This is a genomic window from Streptomyces sp. CNT372 (assembly GCF_000377145.1).
This window is the reverse complement of sequence record NZ_KB897793.1, coordinates 36865-53452: the sequence shown is the minus strand read 5'-3', so window position 1 is coordinate 53452 and position 16588 is coordinate 36865. Positions and strand designations below refer to the sequence as shown.

At 72.8% G+C, this 16588-nt stretch carries 16 protein-coding genes; 9 read left to right on the top strand and 7 right to left on the bottom strand.

Annotation, left to right across the window (positions count from 1 at the left end; all coding sequences use genetic code 11):
• The first annotated feature begins 69 nt into the window (after positions 1-69).
• Together C593_RS0127140 and C593_RS0127135 are read left to right on the top strand one after the other, a co-directional pair.
• Positions 70-1056, top strand: a complete 987-nt coding sequence (locus C593_RS0127140; RefSeq protein WP_037747336.1) for an SAM-dependent methyltransferase — start codon at positions 70-72, stop codon at positions 1054-1056.
• A 180-nt stretch (positions 1057-1236) separates the two neighbouring features.
• Positions 1237-2379: an NADH-quinone oxidoreductase subunit D-related protein gene (locus tag C593_RS0127135; RefSeq protein WP_018850473.1), complete on the top strand. Its 1143-nt coding sequence runs from the start codon at positions 1237-1239 to the stop codon at positions 2377-2379.
• Between the two features lie 116 nt (positions 2380-2495).
• On the opposite strand, the gene C593_RS0127130 is transcribed toward C593_RS0127135, so the two are convergent.
• The 4 genes from C593_RS0127130 to C593_RS0127115 form a co-directional block, all read right to left on the bottom strand.
• Positions 2496-3599, bottom strand: coding sequence for a hypothetical protein (locus C593_RS0127130; protein WP_026278118.1), 1104 nt, complete (start codon positions 3597-3599; stop codon positions 2496-2498).
• Between the two features lie 124 nt (positions 3600-3723).
• Positions 3724-4704 (bottom strand): ABC transporter substrate-binding protein, encoded by a 981-nt coding sequence (locus tag C593_RS0127125; protein ID WP_018850471.1) that lies wholly within the window; start codon positions 4702-4704, stop codon positions 3724-3726.
• An 87-nt stretch (positions 4705-4791) separates the two neighbouring features.
• A complete protein-coding gene (locus C593_RS0127120) occupies positions 4792-5499 on the bottom strand; it encodes an ABC transporter permease (protein WP_018850470.1) in 708 nt (235 codons plus the stop codon).
• On the bottom strand, positions 5496-6197 hold the full coding sequence (locus C593_RS0127115) for an ABC transporter permease subunit (RefSeq protein ID WP_018850469.1): 702 nt from the start codon (positions 6195-6197) through the stop codon (positions 5496-5498). The genes C593_RS0127120 and C593_RS0127115 overlap by 4 nt, the downstream gene beginning before the upstream one ends.
• Positions 6198-6367: 170 nt before the next feature.
• On the opposite strand from C593_RS0127115, the gene C593_RS0127110 reads away from it, so the two are divergent.
• From C593_RS0127110 to C593_RS0127080, 7 genes are all read left to right on the top strand, one after another.
• Positions 6368-7513, top strand: a complete 1146-nt coding sequence (locus C593_RS0127110) for a betaine/proline/choline family ABC transporter ATP-binding protein (RefSeq protein WP_018850468.1) — start codon at positions 6368-6370, stop codon at positions 7511-7513.
• A 327-nt stretch (positions 7514-7840) separates the two neighbouring features.
• Complete coding sequence (locus tag C593_RS0127105) at positions 7841-9877, top strand: phosphatidylglycerol lysyltransferase domain-containing protein (protein ID WP_018850467.1); 2037 nt, start codon at positions 7841-7843, stop codon at positions 9875-9877.
• 46 nt (positions 9878-9923) lie between these two features.
• Positions 9924-10781, top strand: coding sequence for a dihydropteroate synthase (folP, locus tag C593_RS0127100; RefSeq protein ID WP_018850466.1), 858 nt, complete (start codon positions 9924-9926; stop codon positions 10779-10781).
• Positions 10778-11230: a nuclear transport factor 2 family protein gene (locus C593_RS0127095; protein WP_018850465.1), complete on the top strand. Its 453-nt coding sequence runs from the start codon at positions 10778-10780 to the stop codon at positions 11228-11230. The genes folP and C593_RS0127095 overlap by 4 nt, the downstream gene beginning before the upstream one ends.
• Before the next feature lie 281 nt (positions 11231-11511).
• A complete protein-coding gene (gene folB / locus C593_RS0127090; protein WP_018850464.1) occupies positions 11512-11871 on the top strand; it encodes a dihydroneopterin aldolase in 360 nt (119 codons plus the stop codon).
• Positions 11868-12467, top strand: a complete 600-nt coding sequence (folK, locus tag C593_RS0127085; protein WP_018850463.1) for a 2-amino-4-hydroxy-6-hydroxymethyldihydropteridine diphosphokinase — start codon at positions 11868-11870, stop codon at positions 12465-12467. Before folB ends, folK begins: the two co-directional genes overlap by 4 nt.
• A 77-nt stretch (positions 12468-12544) precedes the next feature.
• On the top strand, positions 12545-13036 hold the full coding sequence (locus C593_RS0127080; RefSeq protein ID WP_018850462.1) for a DUF3180 domain-containing protein: 492 nt from the start codon (positions 12545-12547) through the stop codon (positions 13034-13036).
• Positions 13037-13060: 24 nt separating this feature from the next.
• Here C593_RS0127080 and folE read toward each other — a convergent pair whose 3' ends face one another.
• The 3 genes from folE to hpt form a co-directional block, all read right to left on the bottom strand.
• Positions 13061-13666: a GTP cyclohydrolase I FolE gene (folE, locus tag C593_RS0127075; protein ID WP_018850461.1), complete on the bottom strand. Its 606-nt coding sequence runs from the start codon at positions 13664-13666 to the stop codon at positions 13061-13063.
• 120 nt (positions 13667-13786) lie between these two features.
• Positions 13787-15811, bottom strand: a complete 2025-nt coding sequence (gene ftsH / locus C593_RS0127070; RefSeq protein ID WP_018850460.1) for an ATP-dependent zinc metalloprotease FtsH — start codon at positions 15809-15811, stop codon at positions 13787-13789.
• Between the two features lie 198 nt (positions 15812-16009).
• The gene (gene hpt, locus C593_RS0127065) at positions 16010-16549 is read right to left on the bottom strand and encodes a hypoxanthine phosphoribosyltransferase (RefSeq protein ID WP_037747325.1); all 540 of its coding nucleotides are present in this window, start codon (positions 16547-16549) and stop codon (positions 16010-16012) included.
• Positions 16550-16588 lie beyond the last annotated feature (39 nt).

The following is a 16588-nucleotide window of genomic DNA, read 5'->3' as shown; positions in this document are numbered from 1 at the left end:
GCCGGAGTCAACCGGAGGGGCGATCCGTCTCCCGGACGCGTACTCCCCAAGGTGGAGACTGTGTGCGTGATGCATGCGACGGACGGGACGGTTGGCTGGCGGGACGCGGCGGAGGCCGCGCTGTACGGGCCGGGAGGCTTCTACCACCGGCCCGAAGGGCCCGCCGGACACTTCCGGACCTCCGTCCATGTCTCGCGGCAGGGTTCCGGACTCTTCGCCTCCGCCGTCGCCCGGCTGCTGGTCGCGACCGCAGGGGAGCACGGCCTCGACGAGCCCGCCCTGATCGACGTCGGCGCCGGGCGGGGTGAACTGCTCACCGGCGTCCTCGCCGCGCTGCCGCCCGGTTTCCGGGTGCGCGCCCACGCGGTGGAACGGGCCGCCCGCCCCGACGGGCTGGACGGCAGGATCGCGTGGCACACCGAGATCCCCCGGGGCGAGAGCGGGCTGCTCTTCGCGAACGAGTGGCTGGACAACGTGCCCGTGGACGTCGCCGAGACGGACGAGGACGGCCGGCGCCGGCGCGTGCTGGTGGACCGGTCCGGCGGGGAGCGCCTGGGCGGGGAGGTCGACGGCGCGGACGCGGTCTGGCTGGACCGCTGGTGGCCGTCGGCCGGTCCGGGGTCGCGGGCGGAGATCGGCCGGCCGCGCGACGAGGCGTGGGCCCGGGCGGCCGGGTCCCTTGCGGCCGGGCTGGCGGTGGCCGTGGACTACGCCCACACCGCCGCCGCGCGGCCCCCGTTCGGCACGCTGACCGGGTTCCGGGACGGCCGCGAGGTGCGCCCGGTCCCGGACGGGACGTGCGACCTCACGGCGCATGTCGCCCTGGACTCCTGCGCGGGCCCGGGGTCGCGGCTGATCACCCAGCGGGAGGCGCTGCGGGAACTGGGGGTGACGGGCGAGCGGCCGCCGCTCTCCCTCGCCTCGGCCGACCCGGCGGGATACGTCCGGGCGCTGGCCCGCGCGGGCGAGGCCGCGGAGCTGACGGCCCGGGGCGGTCTCGGCGACTTCCTGTGGCTGATGCAGCCGGTGGGCCCCGGTTCCGGTCCGGTCGGCTGACCCGGCCGATGGGCCCCCGGTCCGGTCCGGTCTCGGCCCCGGCTGCGGCTCCGGCTCCGGTGGCGGCCCCGGCCCCGGTCCCGGTGGCGGCGGTTGACGGTGGCTGACGCTCCCGTGGCACCCGGCGGCGGCCTCCGGCCGGAAGACGGGCGGGGGCGGCGCTCTGACAGACTGGGCCGCATGACGGAGACCACGGTCGGCATCGGCGGTGCGGCGGAGAGCACGGACATGGTGCTCAACATCGGCCCCCAGCACCCCTCCACGCACGGGGTGCTGCGCCTGCGGCTCGTCCTGGACGGCGAGCGGATCCGGCACGCCGAACCGGTCGTCGGCTACATGCACCGCGGCGCCGAGAAGCTCTTCGAGGCGCGCGACTACCGCCAGATCGTGATGCTGGCCAACCGCCACGACTGGCTGTCCGCGTTCTCCAACGAGCTGGGCGTGGTCATGGCCGTCGAGCGGATGCTCGGCATGGAGGTCCCGGAGCGGGCGGTGTGGACGCGCACCCTCCTCGCCGAGCTGAACCGCGTGCTCAACCACCTGATGTTCCTGGGGTCCTACCCCCTCGAACTCGGCGGTATCACCCCGGTGTTCCACGCCTTCCGGGAAAGGGAGGAGCTCCAGCACGTCATGGAGGAGATCTCCGGCGGGCGGATGCACTACATGTTCAACCGGGTCGGGGGCCTCAAGGAGGACCTGCCGGCCGGCTGGCTCGGCCGCACCCGCGCCGCCGTCGCCGACGTCCGCTCGCGGATGGACGTCTACGACCGGCTGGTCCTCGGGAACGAGATCTTCCGGGGCCGCACCCGGGGGGTCGGCGTGCTGTCGCCGGAGGCGGTGCACGCGTACGGAGTGAGCGGGCCGGTGGCACGCGCCTCGGGCGTCGACTTCGATCTGCGGCGGGACGAGCCGTACCTCGCGTACGGGGAGCTGCGCAACACCCTGAAGGTCGTCACCCGGGCCGAAGGGGACTGCCTGGCCCGGTTCGAGGTGCTGCTGGAGCAGACGCACAACGCCCTGGACCTGGCGGACGCCTGCCTGGACCGGATCGCCTCGCTGCCGCCCGGCCCGGTCAACCAGCGGCTGCCCAAGGTGCTGAAGGCGCCCGAGGGGCACACCTACGCGTGGACCGAGAACCCGCTGGGGATCAACGGCTACTACCTGGTCTCCAAGGGCGAGAAGACCCCGTACCGGCTGAAGCTGCGCTCGGCCTCGTACAACAACATCCAGGCGCTGACGGTGCTGCTGCCGGGGACCCTGGTCGCCGACATGGTGGCCATCCTGGGGTCGCTCTTCTTCGTCGTCGGCGACATCGACAAGTGAGGCGGGCGCCCCGCGGGGCGCCCGTCCGGTGATCCGTCCACGTCTGCCGCGGGCCGGTGCCGCGGGCCGGGCGGTGGCACGAGGCCGGCTGCTGCCCGCCCGGACCGCAGCTGCCGCTACGAGACCGCGTTGCGCAGCCGGGCCACGTCCAGCTGCTCCGTCTCGTCGTGCGCGGTCAGGTCGATGACCTTGCCGACCGCGCGGGAGTCCTTGGCGCGCACCGCGGCGAGGGTCTCCTCGCCCACCACGTCGGCCAGGTCCTCGTCCTGCACCGCCTCGATGGCCTTCGGCCCGGGGCGCGCGGCGGGCAGGGCCTCCGGGGCACGGCGGGCCCGGGTGGCCTGCTCCGCGGGCGCCGCGTCCGCGGCCTCCGCCGGGGTGCCGGACGCGGCACCGGCCGTACCGGCCGCCGCGCCGTCCGCGCCGCCCGTGCCGAAGAAGTCGAAGCCGCCCTCGGGGCGCTTCACCCGGGAACGCTGCGCGCCGTAGGGGACGATGGCCGAGGCCGCCGGGACGGTCCGGCGGGCGGGGAGGGCGGACGCCGGGCGGACGCGCTCCTCGGCCCCGGTGCCCGCCGCGTGCTTCCCCTGGGGCTCCTCCGCCTCCCGGGACCGCTCGGCGAGGTCGCGGGCGCGCGCCTCGTCGACGGTGCGCCGGGCCTCCTGGGCCGCGGCGTTGCGCGGGAGGTCCCGCAGGGCCTCGGCCGCACGGGCGAACAGGGACGCCGTCGGCGCGGAGCCGGCGGTCAGCTCCCGGGCGGGCGCGGCGGCCTCGATCGCGAGCTGCCGGCGGCCCTCCAGCGCGCTGGCCCGCTCGGTCTCGGCGGTCGCGTACCGGCGGAGCAGGGCGGCGTGCTCCCCCCGCAGCCCGGCGAGTTCGACGCGCTTGGCCCGCAGCTTGGCGTCCAGCTTCATGCGCAGCTCGCGCGACTCGTCGATGTCCGCCTCGAGTTCGGCTATGCGCTCCTCGGTCTTCCACTGGTCGCTGGCCCGGGCGCGGGTGAGTTCGGCGACGCGGCGGCCCGCGCTCCGGTCCCAGCTGCGCATCAGGACCGCGCCGGTGACGGCGGCCCCGGCGGCGGCCGCGACCAGGAGGCGCAGCACCACCGCGTCCCCGGCCAGCCACGCGCCGGCAGCGCACAGCACCGAGGCTCCGGCGACCGCCGAGGGCGGCAGCAGCTTGTGCAAGGGCGGGGAATGGCGGTGGCGTCCTCGTGGCATGGCCCGAAATTTACCGTGCGTAGGCGCGGAATGGGGTGTCGGCCCGGCAAATCATTGGACGCGAACGGGACACCGTCTCCGGGTCCGCCGGGCCGCCTGTCCCCTTCCTTGTCGAACGGCCCCTTTACTTCTTGATCAGCCCCTTGGCGACGAGATACTCCCGCGCCGCGTCCTGCGGCTTGGCGCGCTCGGCGTCGACCTTGCGGTTCAGACCTGCCAGGTCCTCGGTGGTCAGGACCTCGGTGAGGCCCCCGAGGACCTCGGCTATCTCCTTGTCCCCGGCGTCCTTCGCATTGACGACGGGCAGGATGTTGTCCGCGTTCTGGAGCTTCTTGTCGTCCTCCAGCAGAACGAGGTCGAAGCTCTCCAGGGTGGCGTCGGTCGTGGTGGTCAGGACGAGCTGGTCCTCCCCGTCCTGCACTGCCTGCTTGGCCTGCGGGGTGCCCACGCCCTTGGGGTCGATGCCCGCGACGTCGATTCCGTACGTCTTCTTCAGGCCGGGCGCGCAGAACGGCCGCACCTCGCACTCGTCGCCCGCCGCGATCTTCACCGAGATCTTCGACTTCCCGAGATCGGAAAGGGTCTTGAGCTTGTTCTTCTCGGCGAACTCCCGGGAGGTGGCGAAGGCGTTCTGGTCGACGGCGCGGCCCGCGTCCAGCACCTTCAGACCGAGCGGCTCGGCGAGCGCGGTCAGACCCTCGACCGTGGCGTCCACATCACTGGAGGCGACGGGCTTCTCCTCGGGGGCCTTCGGGCCGTTCACCTTCGCGTTGAGGAATTCGGCGAGTGTCGCCGCGTATTCCGGGACGATGTCTATCTCACCCTTCTCCAGGGCCGGTTCGTACAGTTCGCGGTTCTTCACCGTGGTGACCGAGGTCTTCCAGCCGGCGTCGTCCAGGAGCTGGGCGTACAGCTCGGCGAGCACCTTGGACTCCGTGAAGGCCGCGGCGCCGACCACCAGGGTGCCCTTGCCACCGCCCGAATCGCCCGAGCCGGAACCGCCGCCCTCCTGCTGCTCCAGGCTGTCGCCGCCGCACGCGGCGAGAGAACCCGCGAGGGCCACCACACCGAGTACCGCGCCCGCGATGCGCGAGGTCTTGCTCATCAGGTTCTCCGTCCATGTGATCGATACAGCCGTGCAACCGGAACAGCCGCGCGGCCGGCCGTGCGGCCGAATACAGCGAACAGTCCGTCAGCGGGCCGCGGCGGGCGCCCGCCCCGCCCGGCCCCCGGGGGCCCGCCGGCGCAGCGGGCTGAAGGCCCGGTCCGCGGCGATCAGCACCCCCTCCACCAGCAGCGCGAGCAGCGCCGCCAGCAGCGCGCCCGCCACGACCTGGGGGGTGTCGTAGGTGTTGAACCCGGCCGTGATGATCCGGCCGAGGCCCCCCTGCCCCACCATCGAGGCGATCGTCGCCGTGGCGACCACCTGCACGGCGGCCGACCGCAGCCCGGTCATCAGCAGCGGGTACGCCAGCGGCAGTTCGACGCGCCGGAAGACCTGGCCCCCCGACATGCCCATCCCCCGCGCGGCCTCCACCACCGCCCGGTCCACCTCCCGCATCCCGGTGTACGCGTTGGTCAGCAGTGGCGGCACGGCGAAGAGGACCAGGGCGATGATCGTCGGCAGATAGCCCGCGCTGCGCAGCGGTGTGAGCATGAACAGGGCGAGCACCGCGAACACCGGGATCGCCCGGCCCGCGTTGGAGATGTTGACCGCGAGCGCGCCGCCCTTCCCCAGGTGGCCGAGCCACAGGGCGACCGGCAGCGCGACGGCGCAGGCCAGCACGAGGGAGACCCCGCTGACGAAGACGTGCTCCCCCAGCCGCTGCCAGGCCCCGCCGTCCCCGGACCAGTTGGAGCCCGTGGTCAGCCAGGTCCACGCATCGGCCGGAACGCTCATCGGGCCTTCGCCTCCACCGCGCGTATTCGGGTCCAGGGGGTGAGCAGCCGCTGCGCACCGAGGAGCAGCAGGTCCGCGACGGCGGCCAGCAGCACGCACAGCACGGACGCGGTCAGCACCTGCGCCTTGAACGTGGTCTGGAGCCCGTCGTCGATGAGGTTGCCGAGCCCGCCCTTGCCCACCAGGGCGCCGACCGTGGTGAGCGCGATCGTCGACACCGTCGCGATCCGCACGCCGGCCATCAGCGCGGGCAGCGCCAGCGGCAGTTCGACCTCGACGAGCAGCCGCACCGGGCCGTATCCCATGCCGCGGGCGGCCTCCCTCGCCTCGGCGGGCACCGCCTCAAGACCGGCCAGGATGTTCCGCACCAGGATGGTGAGGGAGTAGAGCACCAGCCCGGTGACCACCAGCGCCGCCGACAGTCCGAACAGCGGCAGCAGCAGCGAGAACATGGCCAGCGACGGGATCGTGTAGAGCAGGGTCGTCAGCCCGAGCACCGGGCCGGAGAACCCCGGCCGGGCCCGCACCAGCAGAGCGAGGGGCAGCGCGACGGCGAGACCGATCAGCACCGAGACCACCGTGATCCAGACGTGCTGGACCGTCGCCTCGGTCAGTTCCTCGCTCCGGCTGCGGAGATACTCGCCGCAGATCCAGTCGTTCGCCACGAGACAGCCGTCCGCGGCCCGTCGCAGTGCCACCCTCCCCGCCTCCCCCGGAATTCCCGACGCATGCCGAACACCTGTCCGGCGATCTCCTGCGACCCTAACCCCGGCCACTGACAATCGCCGAAGGCCACCACGGTCCGGCAACACGGCCTTCACGCGCCCGCCGGTCCAGCAGCGCCGCACTGCCGTCAGAATGGGGAGTCATGATCCGGTTCGAGCACGTCACCAAGCGGTACGCGGACGGCACCACGGCTGTCGACGACCTGTCCTTCGAAGTCGCCGAGGGCGAACTGGTCACGCTCGTCGGCCCCTCGGGCTGCGGCAAGACCACCACCATGAAGATGGTCAACCGCCTCATAGAACCGACGAGCGGGCGCATCCTCGTCGACGGACGCGACATCGCCGACGCCGACCCGGTGAAACTCCGCCGCGGCATCGGCTACGTCATCCAGCAGGTCGGCCTCTTCCCGCACAGGACGGTCCTCGACAACACCGCCACCGTCCCGCACCTCCTCGGCACCGGCCGCGCCAAGGCCCGGGCCCGCGCCGCCGAGCTCCTCGAACTCGTGGGCCTCGACCCGTCCGTGTACGGCGACCGCTACCCCGACCAGCTCTCCGGCGGCCAGCGCCAGCGCGTCGGCGTCGCCCGCGCCCTCGCCGCGGACCCGCCCGTGCTGCTGATGGACGAACCCTTCGGCGCGGTCGACCCGGTGGTGCGCGAGCACCTGCAGAACGAGTTCCTCAAACTCCAGTCCCAGGTGCGCAAGACCATCCTCTTCGTCACCCACGACATCGAGGAGGCCGTCCGGCTCGGCGACCGGATCGCCGTCTACGGCGAGGGCCGCATCGAGCAGTTCGACGCCCCCGCCACCGTCCTCGGCGCCCCCGCCACCGACTACGTGGCCGACTTCGTCGGCGCGGACCGCGGCCTCAAGCGGCTCTCGGTCACCCCCGTCGAGGAGGGCGACCTCGAACAGCCCCCGGTCCTGCGCCTGGACGACCCGCTGCCGCGCTCGCTCGACGCCCGCTGGGCCGTGGTCCTCGACACAGGTGGCGCGCTGCACGGCTGGATCTCCGCCGAACAGGCCGGCGGCACCGGCACGGTGCGCGACCGCGCCCGCCGCATGGACGCCCGGCTCCCGGTCGGCGCCTCCCTCAAGCAGGCGTTCGCCACGATGCTCCAGCACGACGCGGGCTGGGTCGCCGTGGTCGACCCGGAGGCGGAGGACCGTTTCCTCGGAGTGCTGACCCCCGCCCGTCTGCACACGGCACTGCGCCGGTCCATCGACGCGGACGCGCAGGACGTGGCGCGGGCGGATGTGCGGCTGGAGTCCGTCGCCAAGGACTGACCCGGGCCGGGCCCGCCCGCGGACCGGGCCGAACCCGCCGGAGACCCGGCCCGGACCCGCCGCCGACCCGGCCCGGACCCGCCGCCGACCCGGCCCGGACCAGGAGCGTGAACCGGAACCGGGCCCGCGCACGCGGACCCGGCCCGCCCCTCCGAACCACGCCCGGAGGGCGAAGCGGAACCGGAGCCGCCTCGTCGCCTTCGCCGAGAATTTCCCGGTTGCGGATGAACCGGCCCCCTCCAAGCCCCGTCATAGAGGGCGCACATCGCCCGGACCGCACGATCCGAGGGACCGGGCGCACAATCTCATCCACGGTCACGGGAAGCGATGTCAGCGACGCCAGGCGGGGACACCACACCATCGAAGAAGCCGGACCCGGCGAAGCCGGCGTCGCGCCGCCCGCCCGCGCACCCGGGCGGCGCCCCGGAACCCGGCACCCCCGGACCCGCTGCCCCAGAACCCCGCGCCCAGCGTGCGGGCACACCGCGGCGCTTCCCCGCCGCCCTGCGCCGCCTGCTGCGCGGCCCCCGCCCCGAGGCGGTCCCGGCCCTCGTCGGCACCGCCTGCACCTTCGTCGGCCTGCTCGACATCGCCGCGGGCGTCTTCCCGCGCTTCCGGTACAGCCGGATGCACACCGTCGCCGAGGTGCTGCCCGGGGCGCTCGGTCCCTTCGCCGCCGCCCTCTCCCTCAGCGCCGGCGTCCTGCTGCTCCTCCTCGCGCACGGCATCAAACGCCGCAAGCGCCGCGCCTGGCGGGCCGCCGTGCTCCTGCTGCCCGCGGGCGCCGTCGCCCAGTTCGCCTACCGGCACTCGGCCCTCGGCGTCCTGTTCTCCCTTGCCCTGCTCTGGCTGCTGCTGCGCCACCGCGACCAGTTCGCCGCCCTGCCCGACCCGCGCAGCCGCTGGCGGGCGCTGGCCAACTTCGTCTCGATGGGCGCCGGTTCACTCGGCCTCGGCCTGCTGCTCGTCAGCACCCACCCCGACCGGGTCGTGGGCAGCCCCGGCCTCACCGACCGCCTCGAACACGTCCTGCTGGGCCTCTTCGGCTTCGAGGGGCCGCTGCGCTGGACCGGCAACGTCTCCTGGACCGTGGCCTACTCCCTCGGCGCGCTCGGCCTGCTGACCGCCGTCACCACCATCCACCTCGCCTTCCGCCCCGAACACCCCGCCGCCCGCCTCACCGGGGACGACGAGCGCCGGCTGCGGGAACTCCTCGCCGCGCACGGCGGCCGTGACTCCCTCGGCCACTTCGCCCTCCGCCGCGACAAGGCCGTCGTCTTCTCGCCCAGCGGCAAGGCCGCCGTCTGCTACCGCGTGGTGTCCGGGGTGATGCTCGCGAGCGGCGACCCCATCGGGGACGTCGAGGCGTGGCCCGGCGCGATCGAACGCTTCATGGACGAGGCCCGCGCCCACTCCTGGACCCCCGCGGTGATGGGCTGCTCCGAGACCGGCGGTGAGGTCTGGACCCGCGAGACCGGGCTCGACGCGCTGGAACTGGGCGACGAGGCGGTGGTGGACGTCGCGGATTTCTCCCTGTCCGGGCGCGCGATGCGCAACGTGCGGCAGATGGTCGGCCGCATCGAGCGAGGCGGGTACTCCACCCGCGTCCGCCGCGCCCGGGACGTGCCCGCTGAGGAACTGGACCGCATCCGCCGCGCCGCCGCCGACTGGCGGGGCACCGACACCGAACGCGGCTTCTCCATGGCCCTCGGCCGGATCGGCGACCCGGCCGACGGAGACGCGGTCATCGCCACCGCGCACCGGGCCTGCGACGCCGGCCCGCAGGACCCGCACCGCCCGCAGGGCTCCCAGGGCCCCCACGGCCCCTACGGCCCTCACGGCGACCTGAAGGCGGTCATCCACTTCGTCCCCTGGGGCCCCGACGGCATGTCCCTGGAGCTGATGCGCCGGGACCGCTCCGCCGACCCCGGTATGAACGAACTCCTGATCACCGCGGCCCTGAAGGCCGCCCCCGCCCTCGGCGTCACCCGCGTCTCGCTGAACTTCGCCATGTTCCGCTCCGCCCTCGCCCGCGGCGAACGACTCGGCGCCGGACCGGTGCTGCGGCTCTGGCGGGGCCTGCTGGTCTTCCTCTCCCGCTGGTTCCAGATCGAGTCGCTCTACCGCTTCAACGCCAAGTTCCGGCCCCGCTGGGAGCCCCGTTTCGTCGTCTTCCGCAGCACCCGGGACCTGCCCCGCATCGGCCTGGCCGCGATGCGCGCCGAGGGCTTCGTGAACGTCTCCCTCCCGAGGCCGTTCGCCCACCGCCGGCCGCCCCGGCCGGCCCGCCCCTGTGCCCACCTCACCCCCCTCGACGACCCGGCGGGGCCCGGCCCCGGCCCCCACCGCACCCGCGCGGCCTGAGACACCTCGCGCCTCCCGCGCACCCCGCACCACCTAGGCTGGAGACATGAAGACCTTGCGCGGACGGGGCACGGCCAGCGGCCTGCCGGAGTGGGACCGCTGTGCGGTCATGGGCGTGGTCAATGTGACGCCCGACTCCTTCTCCGACGGAGGCCGCTGGTTCGACACCGGCGCGGCGGTCAAGCGCGGGCTGGACCTGGTCGCCCAGGGCGCCGACCTCGTCGACGTCGGCGGCGAGTCCACCCGGCCCGGCGCCACCCGCGTCGACGAGGCCGAGGAGCTCCGCCGCGTCGTCCCCGTCGTACGCGGCCTCGCCGCCGAGGGGGTCGTCGTCTCGGTGGACACCATGCGGGCCTCCGTCGCCGAGCAGGCCGTCGCCGCCGGGGCCGGCCTCGTCAACGACGTCAGCGGCGGCCTCGCCGACCCCCGGATGGTGCCCGCGGTCGCCGGCTGCGGGGCCCCGTTCGTCGTGATGCACTGGCGCGGCTTCAGCGCGGACATGAACAGCCGCGCCGTGTACGAGGACGTCCTCGCCGAGGTCACGGCCGAACTGCGCGACCGGATCGACGCGGTCGTGGCCGGCGGCATCGCCCCCGAACGGATCGTGGTCGACCCCGGCCTCGGCTTCGCCAAGAACGCCGAGCACGACCTCGCCCTCCTCGCCGGCCTCGGCGAGCTGCGCGCCCTGGGCCGCCCGCTGCTCGTCGCCGCCTCCCGCAAGCGCTTCCTCGGCCACGTCCTCGCCAAGGAGGGCACCGCGCCCCCCGCCCGGGAGCGGGACGCCGCCACCGCCGCGGTCTCCGCCATCGCCGCCCACGAGGGCGCCTGGGCCGTCCGCGTCCACGAGGTCCGGGCCACCGCGGACGCGGTCCGCGTCGCCCGCGCCGTCGAGGGCGCCCGGTGACCGCCGGCGCGAGCGACGCCGAAGAGGTCGAGAAAGCCAACACCGCCTTCTACGAGGCGATGGAACGCGGGGACTTCGACCGCCTCTCCGACCTGTGGCTCGACGAGGACATCTCCTGCGTCCACCCGGGCTGGCCCGTCCTCAGCGGCCGCGGCGAGGTGCTGCGCAGCTATGCCCTGATCATGGCGAACACCGAGTACATCCAGTTCTTCCTCACCGACGTCAAGGTGTCCGTCACCGGTGACACCGCGCTCGTCACCTGCACCGAGAACATCCTCAGCGGCGGCCCCGCCGAGGAGGCGGGCGAGCTGGGGCCCCTGGTGGGCCAGCTCGTGGTGGCCACCAACGTGTTCCGGCGCACACCCGGCGGCTGGCGGGTCTGGTCCCACCACGGCTCCCCCGTACTGGCCGAGACCGGCCCCGACGAGGACGAGGACACCCCCGCGTAGCCCTCGCCCAGCACCCGGCACGAACCCCGCGCGGCCCCTGGGCAGGCCCCGGCCGCGGCCTCCCCGTGTCCTCGTAAGTCCCCCCGTAAGTGGGTATGGGCCCAGCGGGAGGTTCGCCCGGCCCTCCCCCCGGGTATGCGCGGATTCCACCGCACGGAGCCATGCCGAGCACCCCGTGCGCAGGGGCCACCGGCACCCGCGGGTAGATTCGCCTGCGGGTCCGCGCCACCCGCACGTGGCGGGCGACCCGTCCGCCAGCAGAGAAAGCAGGAGTGATTCGCGTGGATCGTGTCGCGCTGCGCGGCCTCAAGGCCCGTGGGCACCATGGCGTCTTCCCCCGGGAGCGGGAGGAGGGCCAGACGTTCATCGTCGACCTGGTGCTGGGGCTGGACACCCGCCCGGCGGCGGCCGACGACGACCTGGCGAAGACCGTGCACTACGGGGTGGTGGCGGAAGAGGTCGTCGCGGTCGTCGAGGGCGAACCGGTCGACCTCATCGAGACGCTGGCCGAGCGGATCGCCCGGCAGTGCCTCAAGCACGACGGCGTCGAGGAGGTCGAGGTGGTGGTGCACAAGCCGGACGCCCCGATCACGGTGCCCTTCGACGACGTGACCATCACGATCACCCGGAGCCGAGTATGAACCAGGCAGCCAGCGACCCGACCGTGCAGCCGGTGCCCACCTCCGTCGTGGCCCAGGTGGACGCCGCCGACAGCACGCTCTCCAACCCGAAGCAGGCCGTGATCTCCCTCGGCTCGAACCTCGGCAACCGCCTGGAGACCCTCCAGGGCGCCGTTGACCTCCTGGAGGACACCCCCGGCCTGCGGGTCAAGGCCGTCTCCCCCGTCTACGAGACCCGCCCCTGGGGCGTCGACCCGGACAGCCAGCCCTCGTACTTCAACGCGGTGGTCGTGATCCGGACGACGCTGCCGCCCTCCTCCCTGCTGGAGCGCGGGCAGGCCATCGAGGAGGCGTTCGAGCGCGTCCGCGAGGAGCGCTGGGGACCGCGCACCATCGACGTGGACATCGTCTCCTACGCGGACGTGGTCTCCGACGACCCCGCCCTCACCCTGCCCCACCCGCGCGCCCACGAGCGGGCCTTCGTCCTCGCCCCCTGGCACGACGTGCAGCCGGAGGCCCGGCTCCCCGGCCGCGGCCCGGTGGCCGACCTGCTGGCCGGCGTCGGCGCCGAGGGCGTCGAGGCCCGGGGCGACCTGGAACTGCGACTGCCCGAGTAGTCGTTAGTCTCGTACGGAACGATCACCGGGGCGCCCGGCCCCGGTGCCATCCGATCGACGAAGGGCGGCTCGCCGCGGTGAAGCAACTACGGCTCGGGGTCCTGGCCGGTCTGTTCGCCGCGGCGGGCGTCCTGTCCTGGGGCGGCGCCCGCCTGTGGGACTCCTTCGGGACGCTGCCGAGCGTCCCGCTGGCCGCGCCCGTCGTCCTCGGCGCGATCGCCGCCGTCCTCGCGGCCACCGCCCTCTCCCTGCGCAACCGCCTCAAGGCCCAGCGCGAACGACGCCCGGGCGCCAAGGGCGTCGAGCCCCTGATGGCCGCGCGCGCCGTGGTCTTCGGCCAGGCCAGCGCCCTGGTCGCGGCCCTGGTCAGCGGCATGTACGGCGGCACCGGCGTCTTCCTGCTCGGCTCCCTGGACATCCCGGCCCGCCGCGACCAGGCCATCTACGCCGGCTTCGCCGTCCTCGCCGGCATCGCGGTCGTCGCCGCCGCCCTCTACCTGGAGCGCGTCCTCAAGCTCCCCGACGACGGCGACGACGACACCCCGGGCCCCACGGCTCCGACCACCTGACCCGACGGGGTGCCGGCGCGCCCGTCAGCGCGCCATGATCAGGCTCATCGCCTCGTTGCGGGTCGCCACATCCCGGAGCTGGCCGCGGACCGCCGAGGTGAGGGTCTTGGCGCCGGGCTTGCGGATGCCCCGCATCGACATGCACATGTGCTCGCACTCCACGACGACGATCACCCCGCGCGGCTCCAGGATCTCCATCAGCGAGTCGGCGATCTGCGTGGTGAGCCGCTCCTGGACCTGCGGGCGGCGGGCGTAGACGTCCACCAGCCGGGCCAGCTTCGACAGCCCGGTGATCTTGCCGGTGGTGGACGGGATGTACCCGACGTGCGCCACGCCCCGGAAGGGGACCAGATGATGCTCACACGTGCTGTAGACCTCGATGTCCTTCACGAGCACCATCTCGTCGTGCCCGAGGTCGAAGGTGGTGGTCAGCACGTCCTCCGGCTGCTGCCACAGGCCCGCGAAGATCTCCCGGTACGCCCGCGCCACCCTCGCCGGGGTCTCGCGGAGGCCCTCGCGGTCGGGGTCCTCGCCGACGGCCAGGAGGAGTTCGCGTACCGCGTTCTCGGCCCGCTTCTCGTCGAACTCGGCGATCGAGCGCTCGCCGTCCAGCGTCACCGGGTCGGTCATCTGTGCCTCGTTCCTCTGTGCTCCGGCCGTGGTCATATGAGGTCATATGAAAAGCCGCGTCCCCCAGGCTAGAACCTGGGGGACGCGGCAGTCATTCCGGGGCGGCCTCGCGACCTGGGATCACGCCTCGGGGCGCTCCTCCGCGACGGGCTCGGCCGGGGTCTTGGTGATGTCGGTCACCGAGGGGGCGGAGCCGTTCGCCGCGCCGTTCGTCAGGGCGAGCTCCTTGGGGGAGAGCACCGGCGGACGGGTGGAGGGGGTGCGGCGGGAGGAACCGGTCCACGCCGGGCGGGCCGGGCGCTTCACGATCGGGGCGAAGATCTCCGCGATCTCCTCCTTGCCGAGCGTCTCCTTCTCCAGGAGCTGGAGAACGAGGTTGTCGAGGACGTCGCGGTTCTCGACGAGGATCTCCCACGCCTCGTTGTGCGCGGCCTCGATGAGCTTCTTGACCTCCTCGTCGACCAGCGCGGCGACCTCTTCCGAGTAGTCGCGCTGGTGCGCCATCTCGCGGCCGAGGAAGGGCTCGCTGTTGTCGCCGCCGAACTTGATGGCGCCGAGGCGCTCGGTCATGCCGTACTGCGTGACCATGGCGCGGGCCGTCGCCGTCGCCTTCTCGATGTCGTTCGCCGCGCCGGTGGTCGGATCGTGGAAGACGAGCTCCTCCGCGGCCCGGCCGCCCAGCATGTAGGCGAGCTGGTCGAGCATCTCGTTGCGGGTGGTCGAGTACTTGTCCTCGTCCGGGAGCACCATCGTGTAGCCCAGCGCCCGGCCGCGGGAGAGAATCGTGATCTTGTGGACCGGGTCGGAGTTCGGTGAGGCCGCCGCGACCAGGGCGTGTCCGCCCTCGTGGTACGCGGTGATCTTCTTCTCCTTGTCGGACATGATCCGGGTCCGCTTCTGCGGGCCCGCCACGACGCGGTCGATCGCCTCGTCCAGCGAGTGGTTGTCGATGAGCTTCTTGTCGGTGCGCGCCGTCAGGAGCGCGGCCTCGTTCAGCACGTTCGACAGGTCGGCACCGGTGAAGCCGGGGGTCCGGCGGGCGACGGCGCCGAGGTCGACGTCCGGGGCGACCGGCTTCCCCTTCTGGTGGACCTTGAGGATCTCCAGCCGGCCCTGCATGTCGGGACGGTCGACGGCGATCTGCCGGTCGAAACGGCCCGGGCGCAGCAGCGCGGGGTCGAGGATGTCCGGGCGGTTGGTGGCGGCGATCAGGATGACGCCGCCCTTCACGTCGAACCCGTCCATCTCGACGAGGAGCTGGTTGAGGGTCTGCTCGCGCTCGTCGTGCCCGCCGCCGAGGCCCGCGCCGCGGTGCCGGCCGACGGCGTCGATCTCGTCGACGAAGACGATCGCCGGGGCGTTCGCCTTGGCCTGCTCGAAGAGGTCCCGGACACGGGAGGCGCCGACGCCGACGAACATCTCGACGAAGTCGGAGCCGGAGATCGAGTAGAACGGCACGCCGGCCTCGCCCGCGACGGCGCGCGCGAGGAGGGTCTTGCCGGTGCCGGGCGGGCCGTAGAGCAGCACGCCCTTGGGGATCTTGGCCCCGACGGCCTGGAACTTCGCCGGCTCCTGGAGGAACTCCTTGATCTCGTGGAGTTCCTCGACCGCCTCGTCCGACCCGGCCACGTCGGCGAAGGTCGTCTTGGGGGTGTCCTTGGTGATGAGCTTGGCCTTGGACTTCCCGAAGTTCATGACCCGGGAGCCGCCGCCCTGCATCTGGTTCATCAGGAAGAGGAACACCACAACGATGAGGACGAAGGGCAGCAGGGAGAGGAGCACCGAGAGGAACGGACTCTGCCGCTCGGGCGAGACCGTGTAGCCCTCCTCGATCTCACCGGCCTCGAACTTCTCCTGCAGCCTGTCGGCCAGATCGACGCCCTGGGTGCCGATGTAGCTGGCCTGCACCTTGGTGCCGCCGTCTACCTTCTGGCCCTCTTTGAGCTCGATCTTGATGATCTGCTCGTCGCCAGTGGTCAGCTTTGCCTGCTTGACCTGGTTCCTGTCGATCGCCTGGACGACCTCGCCGGTGTCCACCGTCTTGTAGCCGCCGGACGAGCCGACGACCTGCATCAGCACGACCACGGCGAGGACGGCCAGCACGATCCACATGACCGGCCCACGGAAGTATCGCTTCACGTCCATCCATACGGAGCGAGAACGCCCCGTCCCTCCTGCCCGTAGGTTTGCCGCTGAGTGGGACTTCTTGTGTGACTGCTTATGTGACTGCTATGAGAAAAGACAACTGTTCCTCGGACGGTACCCCAGCATTGTCACAGGCGACCGCCTTCCCTTGCACCAACGGCGGAAAGGCGGGCTGGGTTCCCCAGCGTGCCTGTGGCGTCAGCCTCCGTAGACGTGCGGCGCGAGCGTGCCGACGAACGGGAGGTTGCGGTACTTCTCGGCGTAGTCGAGGCCGTAGCCGACGACGAACTCGTTCGGGATGTCGAAGCCGACCCACTTCACGTCGATCGCGACCTTGGCCGCGTCCGGCTTGCGCAGCAGGGTGCAGACCTCCAGGGACGCGGGTTCGCGCGATCCCAGGTTGGCCAGCAGCCACGACAGCGTCAGCCCGGAGTCGATGATGTCCTCGACGATCAGGACGTGCCGGCCCTTGATGTCGGTGTCGAGGTCCTTGAGGATCCGCACGACACCCGAGGACTGCGTGCCCGCTCCGTAGGAGGAGACGGCCATCCAGTCCATCGTGACGGGGGTGGCGAGCGCACGCGCCAGGTCCGCCATCACCATCACGGCGCCCTTGAGGACTCCGACGATGAGCAGGTCCTTGCCCGCGTACTCCGCGTCGATCTTCGCGGCCAGCTCTGCCAGCTTGGCGTCGATCTCTTCCTTGGTGATGAGCACCGACTGGAGGTCGTCGCCCATGTCCTTCTCGTTCACCCGCGTCGCTTTCTGTCTCGGCGG

Excerpts from the sequence above, each read along its gene's own strand:
- C593_RS0127110 (WP_018850468.1), top strand. The coding sequence starts at position 6,368 with ATGATCCGGTTCGAGCACGTCACCAAGCGGTACGCGGACGGCACCACG.
- folK (WP_018850463.1), top strand. The coding sequence starts at position 11,868 with ATGAACCAGGCAGCCAGCGACCCGACCGTGCAGCCGGTGCCCACCTCC.
- C593_RS0127105 (WP_018850467.1), top strand. The coding sequence starts at position 7,841 with ATGTCAGCGACGCCAGGCGGGGACACCACACCATCGAAGAAGCCGGAC.
- C593_RS0127130 (WP_026278118.1), bottom strand. The coding sequence starts at position 3,599 with ATGCCACGAGGACGCCACCGCCATTCCCCGCCCTTGCACAAGCTGCTG.
- C593_RS0127135 (WP_018850473.1), top strand. The coding sequence starts at position 1,237 with ATGACGGAGACCACGGTCGGCATCGGCGGTGCGGCGGAGAGCACGGAC.
- hpt (WP_037747325.1), bottom strand. The coding sequence starts at position 16,549 with ATGGGCGACGACCTCCAGTCGGTGCTCATCACCAAGGAAGAGATCGAC.
- C593_RS0127120 (WP_018850470.1), bottom strand. The coding sequence starts at position 5,499 with ATGAGCGTTCCGGCCGATGCGTGGACCTGGCTGACCACGGGCTCCAAC.
- C593_RS0127140 (WP_037747336.1), top strand. The coding sequence starts at position 70 with ATGCATGCGACGGACGGGACGGTTGGCTGGCGGGACGCGGCGGAGGCC.
- folE (WP_018850461.1), bottom strand. The coding sequence starts at position 13,666 with ATGACCGACCCGGTGACGCTGGACGGCGAGCGCTCGATCGCCGAGTTC.
- C593_RS0127125 (WP_018850471.1), bottom strand. The coding sequence starts at position 4,704 with ATGAGCAAGACCTCGCGCATCGCGGGCGCGGTACTCGGTGTGGTGGCC.
- ftsH (WP_018850460.1), bottom strand. The coding sequence starts at position 15,811 with ATGGACGTGAAGCGATACTTCCGTGGGCCGGTCATGTGGATCGTGCTG.
- folP (WP_018850466.1), top strand. The coding sequence starts at position 9,924 with ATGAAGACCTTGCGCGGACGGGGCACGGCCAGCGGCCTGCCGGAGTGG.